The 8,929-nt window shown below is 62.9% G+C and carries 9 protein-coding genes; 6 read left to right on the top strand and 3 right to left on the bottom strand.

The genetic code is table 11. The annotated features are described in order from the left end of the window. Positions 1-65 precede the first annotated feature (65 nt). Positions 66-839 carry an inositol monophosphatase family protein gene (locus ACTRWG_RS22280; protein WP_462829957.1) on the bottom strand — a complete coding sequence of 258 codons (774 nt, stop codon included), beginning with the start codon at positions 837-839 and terminating at the stop codon, positions 66-68. A gap of 309 nt (positions 840-1,148) precedes the next feature. Further along, a complete protein-coding gene (locus ACTRWG_RS22275) occupies positions 1,149-1,946 on the bottom strand; it encodes a helix-turn-helix transcriptional regulator (RefSeq protein ID WP_027233871.1) in 798 nt (265 codons plus the stop codon). Positions 1,947-2,041: 95 nt separating this feature from the next. Between ACTRWG_RS22275 and speB the strand changes: the two genes are divergently transcribed. Then, the gene (gene speB / locus ACTRWG_RS22270) at positions 2,042-3,013 is read left to right on the top strand and encodes an agmatinase (RefSeq protein ID WP_462829956.1); all 972 of its coding nucleotides are present in this window, start codon (positions 2,042-2,044) and stop codon (positions 3,011-3,013) included. Between the two features lie 25 nt (positions 3,014-3,038). After that, positions 3,039-4,124, top strand: a complete 1,086-nt coding sequence (locus ACTRWG_RS22265) for an extracellular solute-binding protein (RefSeq protein ID WP_462829955.1) — start codon at positions 3,039-3,041, stop codon at positions 4,122-4,124. Between the two features lie 42 nt (positions 4,125-4,166). Here the strand turns inward: ACTRWG_RS22265 and ACTRWG_RS22260 are convergent, their stop codons facing one another. Continuing rightward, positions 4,167-4,808 carry a TetR family transcriptional regulator C-terminal domain-containing protein gene (locus ACTRWG_RS22260; protein ID WP_027233874.1) on the bottom strand — a complete coding sequence of 214 codons (642 nt, stop codon included), beginning with the start codon at positions 4,806-4,808 and terminating at the stop codon, positions 4,167-4,169. Between the two features lie 248 nt (positions 4,809-5,056). Here ACTRWG_RS22260 and ACTRWG_RS22255 point away from each other — a divergent pair, with 248 nt between their 5' ends. The 4 genes from ACTRWG_RS22255 to ACTRWG_RS22240 form a co-directional block, all read left to right on the top strand. Further along, a complete protein-coding gene (locus ACTRWG_RS22255) occupies positions 5,057-5,920 on the top strand; it encodes an ABC transporter permease (RefSeq protein ID WP_259959612.1) in 864 nt (287 codons plus the stop codon). 44 nt (positions 5,921-5,964) lie between these two features. Then, positions 5,965-6,768 carry an ABC transporter permease gene (locus ACTRWG_RS22250; RefSeq protein WP_084299361.1) on the top strand — a complete coding sequence of 268 codons (804 nt, stop codon included), beginning with the start codon at positions 5,965-5,967 and terminating at the stop codon, positions 6,766-6,768. A gap of 14 nt (positions 6,769-6,782) precedes the next feature. Then, complete coding sequence (locus tag ACTRWG_RS22245) at positions 6,783-7,883, top strand: ABC transporter ATP-binding protein (protein WP_051357650.1); 1,101 nt, start codon at positions 6,783-6,785, stop codon at positions 7,881-7,883. 19 nt (positions 7,884-7,902) lie between these two features. Beyond that, positions 7,903-8,929, top strand: a 1,027-nt coding sequence (locus ACTRWG_RS22240) for an extracellular solute-binding protein (RefSeq protein ID WP_462829954.1), incomplete at its 3' end; no start/stop codon positions are given.

Below are 8,929 nucleotides of genomic sequence, written 5' to 3'. Positions count from 1 at the left end.
ACCGCATACAGCAGCAGCATCGTCGCGCCCGCGAGGCTGATCAGAAATGTCAGTATCGCCATCCGTTACCCCGTGATCAGTGCCAGCATGCTGCGGTGCAGCTCTGGTGTGGCCGCCGAGATCACCCGGCCGTCAGACTCCAGTCCCAGCGGCGCACCGTCCCAATCGGTGATGACCCCGCCGGCGGCGCTGACCACTGCCGAAACCGGCAGGTAATCATAGGGCTGCAGGCCGAAATCAATCACCGCATCCACATGGCCTGCCGCCAGCAAGGCGTGCGGGTAGCAGTCATAGGCAAAGCGGCGGGTCTGGCCGGACCGCATCAGCCGCGAGAACAGCTGCGGGTGGCCGCTGTAAATCTTGTCGCCCTCGTTGACGTAGAGGACCGCCCGGTCCAGCCGGGTCTGGCCCGACACCCGGATCTGCGCCCCGTTCAGCCAGGCCCCCTGTCCCGGCAGGCCCAGAAAGGTCTCAGCCAGCGCGGGCATCCCGATCACCCCGAGTTGCGGCACGCCCGCTTGCAGATACCCGAGCAGAAAGCCGAACAGCGGATGTCCGGACAGAAAGGAGCGGGTGCCGTCGATCGGGTCGATGATCCACACATCCTCGCGGTCCCCGCCATCGAACCCATGCTCTTCGCCAAGAATTCCGTGATCGGGGAAGTGCTGCTGCAAATAGGCGCGCACCTGCGCCTCGATGGCCCTGTCGGCCTGAGTGACCGGGCTTTCATCCTCCTTGAACTCAACACCCAGCCGGCCGCGGAAAAAACTGCGGGCGGTTTCGGAGGCCATTTCAGCGATCCGCAGGGCGTGATCGGCGTGATCCTGTGTCATCGGCATTGGTTCAGGCGCCCTCCCTGTGTGTTCTGCCCCGACAGCCGCGCGGCGGAGGGCTGGCCTGTCTGCTGCGGCACTGGCACCGGGGGCGGCGCCGGTCCCCGGGTTGTTTCTGTGCCGGACCGCGGCAGCCACTAAACGGGCGCCGCAGATCCACGCTTGCCGGATAGGTTTCGCGAAACTGTGGGCTTGGTCAACAAAAAAGTTGGGAAATGACCGAATATAGGGCAATGGTTCCGCTAACTCGCACAGGTTTTCACCCGGCGGCGTGAACCTCTGACCGGTTCGAGGGGGTAAAAACCGCAAACGGGCCTACCCCGCCGCCAGATGCCGGGTGGCCATGGAAAACAGTTCAGCTTGCGAGGAGATCCCCAGCTTGGAATAGGCATGGTGCCGGTGCACTTTCACCGTGCCCTCGGCAATGCCCAGATATGCCGCGGCTGATGGTGTCGAGTGCCCTTGCAGGATCAGCTGCACCACCTCCCGCTCGCGCGGGCTGAGCACGCCGGCGCCAAAGGTGAGCATCCGGTCCTCCCAGCCTTGCTGCTGGACCCCTTGCGCCGCGGTTTCCGCCTGCCCCCACTGCCGCCGGACCGAGGCGGAGATCACCTCGAACACAGCGTTCAGCCGATCCGTGTCCGCAGCCTCGAACCGCTGCTGGCGGGCAAAGCGGGCCAGCGAGACGATGAACCAGCGCTCTGCCCCGTCTTGCACCAGCACGCCGATTTCGTCGCTGATGTTTATCTTGCGATAGAAGGCGCGGTAGTATTCCGAGCGGTAAAAGGCCTCTGGCGCCAAGTCCATCAGCCGGTAGGCGCCGGGTGCGCAGCCATTGCGGCAGGCTTGATACAGCGGGTCCAGCAGGTAGGGGCCGCTGGCGTAGAACTCCACCGTGATCGCCGCCTGCAGCTCATCCAGATCCTGATACAGCGAGACCGGCGGCAGCGCGCCGTCATACCGCGAGACGATCATCGAATCGAAGCTGCAGCATTGGCCAAGGATCTGCCGCAGCGCACCGGGGAAACGCTCGGTAGCAACCGTACCGGCCAGGGCCGCCATGGCTTCGGCCCAAAGGGCAGGCAGCGGAGAGAATGCGGTTCCTGTGCTCATCTATACCGAAAGTTATATATCCATTGCTCAGTTTACCGGCATAAGCACGGATTTCAAACTGGGGCCAAGCGTTTTCCAACCCTACGGAGCCCCAGATGACCGATACTTCCAGTGTGAATCCCGTGCAGGGCGACCTGGCCTTTACCCGCGAGAGCGACCGCGGGGTCATTGCCGAGGCCAGCTATGCCGGCGCGCTCAGCTTTATGCGCCGCCGCTATACCCGCGACCTGAGCGGTGCGGATGTGGCGGTGATGGGCGTGCCGTTCGACCTGTCGGTCTCCAGCCGCTCCGGCACCCGGCTGGGCCCGCGCGCAGTGCGCTCAGGGTCCAGCCATATCGCCTGGTCGGCGCCATGGCCCTGGCAAGCCGACCCTTATGAAGCGCTGCGGGTGGTCGACTACGGCGATTGCGAGTTCGATTACGGCTACCCGCACAAGGTGCCAGGGCAGATCGCCCAGGCGGCGCGGGATGTGCTGGCAACGGACACCGCGCTGTTGTCCATCGGCGGCGACCACTTCATCACCTATCCGCTGCTGAAGGCGCATGCGGAAAAGCACGGCCCCCTCAGCCTGATCCAGTTCGACGCCCATTCCGACACCTGGGCGGACGAGGAAGGCCGCATCGACCACGGCACCATGCTGTGGCACGCGATCCGCGAGGGGCTGGTGGATCCGGCCCGCTCAGTCCAGGTCGGCATCCGCACTCACAACCCCGATCCGATGGGCATGAACATTATCGACGCTATCGAGGTGCAGAAGACAGGGCCGGAGGCGGTGGCAGAGAAGATCCGTTCCATCGTCGGCGATCAAAAAACCTATGTCACTTTTGACATCGACGCGCTGGAGCCCGCCTCCGCCCCCGGCACCGGCACCCCGGTGATCGGCGGCCTCAGCCCCTACCAGGCGCAGGAGATCATCCGCGGGCTGACCGGCACCGATGTGGTTGGCATGGACGTGGTCGAGGTCGCCCCGGCCTACGACATTTCCGAAATCACCGCCATCGCGGCGGCCACCATCGCCAACGATCTGCTCTGCCTTTACGCCGCCGGGGCCTCCGGCCAGCGCTGAGGCCGCGCACTACAGGGAGGAAAGAATGATCAAAACCAATATCATGACTGCAACCTTGCTGGCCGCCGCCTTGGCGGCGCCAGCCTCTGCCAGCGATCTGGCGATCTACAACTGGGCGGATTACTTCGGCGAAACCACCGTCTCCGGCTACGAGATTGCGACCGGCACTAGGGTCACGCTGGACTATTTCGACAGCAATGAGGTGCTGGAGACCAAGTTGCTGGCAAGCGGCTCTGGCTATGATGTGGTCTTCCCGGCGGCCTCCAACGCCGAACGCCAGCTGCAGGCCGGGGCGCTGCATCCGATCGACACGTCGCGGCTGGAAAACTATGGCAACCTGCGCCCGGAAATCCTGGCCTCGCTCGACAAGGTACCGGGCGGGCGGAAGCTGGGCGTTCCCTATACCTGGGGCACCATCGGTATCGCCTATAACCCGGCGCTGGTGTCGCAGCGGCTGGGGGATTTGCCCGTCGACAGCTGGGAATTGCTGTTCAATCCGCAGTACGCCGCCAAGCTGAAGGACTGCGGCATCGGGATGCTGGACTCGCCGGTCGAAATGCTGTCGGTCACCCTGAACTACCTCGGCGCAGACCCCTATTCGCAGGACAAGGCGGACATCACCCAGGCGCAGGACCTGCTGGCGGGGGCAGCTCAGAGCATCCGCTATTTCAGCAATCAGAAGCCGTCCACCGATCTGCCGGCCGGCAACCTCTGCCTGGCGGTGATGTATTCCGGCGACGCGGGCATCGCCCAGGCGCGAGCGGCGAAGGCCGGAAGGGGTGTCGAGGTTTTCTATTCCATTCCCAAGGAAGGCACCCTGATGTGGATCGACCTGATGGCGATTCCGGAAGATGCCGCCAACAAGGAAGAGGCTTATGAGTTCATCGACTACATGCTGCGGCCCGAGGTGATTGCCGAGGTCTCCAACACTGTTTTCTTTGCCAATGCAAATGCGGCAGCGGACAAGCATGTTTTGCCAGAGATCCTGTCCGATCCAGGCATCTACCCGGACGCGGCAACCCTTGCCCGCCTGTTCCCGGACAAAAGCCTGGGCGCCAAGGCGCTGCGCCAGCGCACCCGCGCCTGGACCAAGGTGAAGTCGGGGATCTGAAACACAGGGGCCGGCGGCGGGTCCCTGCGCCCCCTGCGGGTGCTATTTCGCGACGATGGCACCTTGCAGCGAAAAGTGTGCGGGGAACATCGCTGCCAGAAAACGGAAGATGATCCGCGCCGCCTCCTCCCTGTCGAACCGGTCGGGATGCAGCAGAAAGTCGGTCCACATCCCTTCCAGCAGCGCCAGCGTGCCATGGGTTGCATCCCGCGCTGCCGCCGGAGCGTCCGGGGTGGCGGCCTCCCGCACGATCCGGGAAAAGGCGTTGTGGACCATGCCCCGCAGCCGCCCGTCGCGGGTGTCCGAATGCTCGGCGATGGCCTTGCGGTTCCTGGACTCGCCGCGGAAGGCGTACCAGATGCTGACATTGCGCCGGTTCAGCACGCGCTCGCTGAGGTCGCCGCGCACGATCATCTCAATCCGTTCCTGCGGGCTGTCGCCTGCGGTTTGAAGCAGCGCCTCCAGCCCGTCGTAATATTCCTCCGACGAGTGGTGCGCCGCCGCCTGAACCAGGTTGTCCTTGCCGCCGAAATGCAGGTGGATCATGCCGCGCGACAGACCGGCGCGCTGGATGATCTCGCTGACAGAGGTTTCCGAGATCCCCTTTTCCGCCACCGAATCCAGCACAGCCTCAATCAGCGCATGGCGGTTCTGTTCGCGGTTCTGTTCCCTTTTTCCGGTCATCCGGCCCCAATTGTCCAAGCACTTGCGCAGAATAACCCCGCTGTTACGCGGGTCTGCCTGCTGCTGCAAGCTGTGGTGATTTGCCCATCTAGCCATATTGCGGAAAATTCTCCAAGCAAAATGGACGCTTGTACATTTTTAAAGAAACCTGTTGACAGAACGCCCCGCCGGGCCGCAGATTTTGATGGACGATTGTCCATTTAAGGTGACAGCGCCACGCCCGCAGATCAAGCAAGCAACGGAGTCTCATGGCCGGATTTCTCAGAACCGAGGCTGGCAAAGGCCTGGCGCTCAGCGCTCCGGCATCGCTTTATGTCGGGCTCCTGGTCGCGGCGCCGCTTGGGATCCTGGTGGCCTACAGCTTCTGGACCCAGACCTATGTCGAGATCGACAGGACGCTGACCTGGGCCAACTACCTGGAGGCTGCCACCGACCCTCTGGTGCGCCATCTGATGCTGCGGTCCATCCTGATCGCCGGGGCGGTCACCGCGGCCACCGTGGCGCTGGCCTACCCGATTGCCTATTTCATCGCCTTCCGCACCCGCAAGAAAACCTTGTGGCTCTTGCTGATCACCATCCCGTTCTGGTCCAGCTACCTGCTGCGGGTGTTCAGCTGGAAGCTGATCCTGGGGTTTAACGGGGTGATGAATTCGGCGCTGATCTCAGTGGGGCTGATCAAAGAGCCGCTGACCTTCCTTCTGTATAACGAGTTCGCCGTGGTGCTGACCCTGGCACACGCCTGGGCGCCATTTGCGATCCTGCCGATCTATGTCTCGCTGCAGAAAATCGACCGCTCGCTGCTGGAAGCGGCGACCGATCTCGGCTGCTCCAAGCTGGAGCGGTTCATCCGTGTCACCCTGCCCCTCACGGTGCCGGGCATTATCGCGGCCAGCCTGATCATATTCATCCCAACCGTGGGCGACTATGTAACCCCGTCACTGGTCGGGGGCTCGCAAGGCAAAATGGTGGCGAACCTCATCCAGGTGCAGTTCGGCCCGGCCAACAACTGGCCGCTGGGGGCAACCCTGTCGCTGGTCGCCATGGCTTCGGTCGGCTTTGTTGCGGTTCTGTTCGTCATCCTGGCCACCGCTTTGGGGAGGAGGATCCGTTGAGCACTCCGGTGAGCGATCCGCTGAACAAACCCCTCACCGCGCCGTTGAGCAAACCGCTGCGCAAACCAGTCCGCTTTCCCTGGCTCCTGGCCTATGCCATTGGCTACCTGATCTTCCTGTATCTGCCGGTGCTGCTGCTGCCGCTGTTTTCTTTCAATGACGGCACCATCGTCGCCTTTCCGATGAAGGGCTTTACCCTCAAATGGTACGCCCAGCTGGGCGCGCAGGACACGCTGCTGCAAGCGATGGCCAACTCGCTGATCGTCGGCGCGGTGACCGCGCTGGTGGCCACCTCGCTGGGGCTGTTCGCCGCCCGCGCCTATGTGCGGTACCGGTTCAAGGGGCGCGAAGTGTCGGAGGGGCTGGTGATGCTGCCCTTGGTCATTCCCGGCATCATTGTGGCGTCTTCAATGCTGGTTTTGTTCATCTCTCTGGGGTTGAAGCCGTCGCTCACAACGGTGATCCTGGGTCATGTGTTTGTCGCCCTGCCCTTTGCGGTCTCGATCATGAAATCCGCCTTTGACGACTTCGACCAATCGCTGGAGGAAGCCGCTTTTGACCTTGGTGAAACCGTCATCGGCACCTTCCGCCGGGTGACCCTGCCGATTGTGGCGCCGGGGATCGTTGCCAGCCTGCTGGTCACATTCACCGTGTCCTTCGACGAATTCGTTCTGGCCTTCTTCCTGTCCGGCAACCAGCCCACCCTGCCGGTCTATATCTGGAGCCAGATCCGTTTCCCGGCCAAGCTGCCGAACACACTGGCGCTTGGCTCGCTCCTGTTGCTCGCCTCGGTGCTCCTGCTGCTGACCGCCGAATACTTCCGCCGCCGTTCCACCAAATCCGCCTGAGGAAGGACCCGCAGATGACAAGTCAGAACATCATCGAAATCTCCGGGGTGGAAAAACGCTTTGGCACCTTTGTGGCGGTGCGCGACCTGAACCTGGAGCTGAAAGAAGGCGAGTTCTTCTCCCTTCTCGGCCCGTCCGGCTGCGGCAAGACAACAGCTCTGCGGATGATTGCGGGTTTTCAGGACCATGACGCGGGCACCATCCGCATCGCGGGTCAGGAAATGGCGCATATTCCGGCCAACAAGCGCCCCACCAACATGGTGTTCCAGTCCTATGCGATCTTCCCGCACCTGAACGTCGGCGACAACGTGGCCTTTGGCCTGCGCAAGCTGAACCTGGGCAAGGCTGAGGTAAAGGAGCGTGTTGCCGAAGCGCTGGAGATGGTCGAGCTGGGCGGGCTGCAATCGCGCAAAGCGGATGAGCTGTCGGGCGGCCAGCGCCAGCGGGTGGCCCTGGCCCGCGCGCTGGTGATGCGGCCCAAGGTGCTCTTGCTGGATGAGCCTTTGTCAGCTCTGGACAAAAACCTGCGCGAGGCGATGCAGCTGGAAATGCGCCGGCTGCAGCAGAAGCTGGGCATAACTTTCGTGATGGTCACCCACGACCAGTATGAGGCGATGACCATGTCCGACCGCATCGGCGTGATGTTCGCCGGCAAGCTGGAGCAGGTCGACCGCCCCGAAGTGCTGTACTCCCGCCCCTGCAACCGCCGGGTCGCGTCCTTCATCGGCGGCATGAATTTCCTGGATGCGCGGCTGACCGCGGACAATGGCCAGTCAGTGAATGTCGACCTGCAGGGTTTTGGCCCGCTTACGATCGAGGTGAACCCCAACGCACTGGCCCGCAGCCCCGACCTGCTGGCGGGCATCCGCCCCGAACAGCTGGAAATCAGCGCCACTCAGCCGCCGGGCTATGACGCCTGCCTGCAAGGCAGCGTCAGCGACATCGCCTTCTACGGCGAGAGCGTCCACTACTACGTGCGCGCCGACGGGGTGGAGGAGCCGATCTCCGTGGCCGTTCCCAACTACTTCCACACGGTGGATCACAAGCGCGGCGACCGTGTCTGGCTGGGGGTGCAGAACGCCTCGGTCATCGACCTCGGCGCGCGGGAAGCATGAGAATAAAGGGAGGAAAACAATGAAACATTTTGCTTTGGGACTGACGGGGGCGCTGGCCGCCGCCACAGCCTTGACCGTCCCGACCGGCATCGCCCAGGCTGAGGCCGGCAGCCTGTCGGTCTTCGACTGGTCCGGCTACGAGGACCAGGGGTTTTACGGCGGCTACGTCGAGAAATACGGCGGTGCGCCCAGCTACACTTACTTCGGCAGTGTCGAGGAGGCCTTTACCAAGCTGCAATCGGGCTTTGCCGCCGATCTCGCCCATCCTTGCACCGATGCGTTGCGCAAATGGGTGGCCGCGGATCTGATCAAGCCGATCGACACCTCCAGGATCGACAACTGGGACAAGCTTTTGCCGCAGATCAAGGATGTCGACGGCGTCACCATCGACGGCCAGACCTACATGGTTCCGTTTGAGTGGGGCAACACCGGGCTGATCTACCGCACCGACCAGATCGCCGAAGAGGACGTCTCGCTGCAATTGCTGGCCGACCCCGCCTATCAGGGCAAGATCGCCATCCCCGACGCTGCCTCCTCGGCCTATGCGATGGCAGCGCTGGCCACCGGTGCCTCCAGCTATACCGATATGTCGGACGAAGAATTCCAGAAGGCGTCGGATTTCCTGCGCCGGATTCATCCCAACGTGCGGTTTTACTGGTCCGACGCGGGCCAGCTGGACCAGGCGATTGCCAGCGGTGAGGTGCTGCTGGGCTGGGGCTGGAACCAGTCGGAGCTGAACCTGATCTGGAACGAAACGCCGGCCAAGATGATGCGCGACGTGGACAAAGGCATTGCCACCTGGGTCTGCGGCTATGTGCATCTGAACTCCTCGACCCAGAGTGACGAGCAGGTCTATGACATGCTGAACGCGCTGAGCGCCGAGGACAGCGGCAAATACATCATCGAGAACTGGGGCTATGCCCATTCCAACGCCGAGGCCTTCAAATCCGCAGATCAGGAACTGATCAAGACCTATGGCTTTGCCGATGTGGACAGCTTCTTTGAAAACAGCCTGTTCTTCGACGCGGTCACGCCTGAGCTTGAAG

The sequence above is a fragment of the Leisingera sp. G5_S3_59_S7 genome (assembly GCF_054968485.1).
The sequence above is the reverse complement of the archived record's forward strand: the minus strand, read 5'-3'. Positions and strand labels throughout refer to the sequence as shown.

What these genes read in the sequence shown, in the direction of transcription:
- ACTRWG_RS22275 (WP_027233871.1), bottom strand. Translation starts at nt 1,946, where the DNA reads ATGAGCACAGGAACCGCATTCTCTCCGCTGCCTGCCCTTTGGGCCGAA.
- ACTRWG_RS22260 (WP_027233874.1), bottom strand. Translation starts at nt 4,808, where the DNA reads ATGACCGGAAAAAGGGAACAGAACCGCGAACAGAACCGCCATGCGCTG.
- ACTRWG_RS22280 (WP_462829957.1), bottom strand. Translation starts at nt 839, where the DNA reads ATGCCGATGACACAGGATCACGCCGATCACGCCCTGCGGATCGCTGAA.
- ACTRWG_RS22255 (WP_259959612.1), top strand. Translation starts at nt 5,057, where the DNA reads ATGGCCGGATTTCTCAGAACCGAGGCTGGCAAAGGCCTGGCGCTCAGC.
- speB (WP_462829956.1), top strand. Translation starts at nt 2,042, where the DNA reads ATGACCGATACTTCCAGTGTGAATCCCGTGCAGGGCGACCTGGCCTTT.
- ACTRWG_RS22265 (WP_462829955.1), top strand. Translation starts at nt 3,039, where the DNA reads ATGATCAAAACCAATATCATGACTGCAACCTTGCTGGCCGCCGCCTTG.
- ACTRWG_RS22245 (WP_051357650.1), top strand. Translation starts at nt 6,783, where the DNA reads ATGACAAGTCAGAACATCATCGAAATCTCCGGGGTGGAAAAACGCTTT.